At 36.6% G+C, this 1110-nt stretch carries 1 protein-coding gene; it reads left to right on the top strand.

The features are described 5' to 3' along the window. Positions 1 to 1110: ComEC/Rec2 family competence protein (locus tag PX636_RS05735; protein ID WP_288116464.1), on the top strand; the 1110-nt coding region annotated here is incomplete at both ends.

Below are 1110 nucleotides of genomic sequence, written 5' to 3'. Positions count from 1 at the left end.
TAATGTGGTTAACTCTATTGAAATCACGGGCAGTATTATATCAGAAATTCGTCTCAATCGCCGAGAAAATTTACAATTTTGGTTAGAAGTAAAAGAATTTAGCCTCAAGAATTTACCGACAGAAAAATCCACGGGTAAACTCTACGTTACTCTACCAAATATAGCAGAAAATCAGGTTTATCCCGGACAAGAAATAACAATTAAAGGATTACTTTATCGTCCCCGTCCTGCGAATAATCCCAATGCTTTTGACTTTGCTAATTATCTAGCGCGTCAGGGTGCTTTTGCAGGTTTAAAAGGGGAAATAATTATCGATAAAAAATCACCTACTTGGGGAATTTGGCAGATTCGTCAGCGCATTGTTGAGGCACAAATTCAGGGAATAGGCCAAGAAAAAGGGACTTTATTAAGTTCGATTACCCTCGGACGACAAGCGGTTAATTTGCCAGCAAAAATAACTGATTTATTTATTAAAACTGGATTAGCTCACATTTTAGCAGCTTCTGGCTTTCATGTGGCTATTTTGTTAGGATTTGTTTTAACTATTACTCGCAATTTATCCCCCAAAAAACAGTTTATTATTGCCCTTACTATCTTAATAATTTACGGCACTTTAACCGGGTTACAACCTTCAGTCCTGCGAGCGATTTTGATGGGAATTGGGGCATTAATCGGTCTGCTTTATAATCGACAAGTTAATAGTTTAGGATCCCTGTTACTAGCGGCTACAATTCTATTATTATGGCAACCTCTCTGGATTTGGGATTTAGGATTTCAGTTAAGTTTTTTAGCGACTTTGGGATTAATTATTACCGTTCCTTTGCTGAAAAATAAAATTGACTATTTCCCTAATTTAATCGCTGAACCTATAGCTATTAGTCTGGCTGCTACTCTCTGGACTATGCCTTTATTAATGTTTACGTTTAACTCGATCGCTCTTTATAATATCCCCATTAATATTATCACAACTCCCCTAGTTACCCTAATTAGTTTAGGAGGAGTTTTTACTGCCTTTTTAGGCTTAATTTATCCCCCTTTGGGCAGTATCAGTGCTAGTATTCTCTATTACCCTCTAGAGTTATTACTGCAAATTACCACCTTTTTTAGTCT

Origin of the sequence: Microcystis sp. M53598_WE2 (genome assembly GCF_030067735.1) — a bacterium.
Lineage (GTDB): Bacteria > Cyanobacteriota > Cyanobacteriia > Cyanobacteriales > Microcystaceae > Microcystis > Microcystis aeruginosa.
The sequence above is the reverse complement of the archived record's forward strand: the minus strand, read 5'-3'. Positions and strand labels throughout refer to the sequence as shown.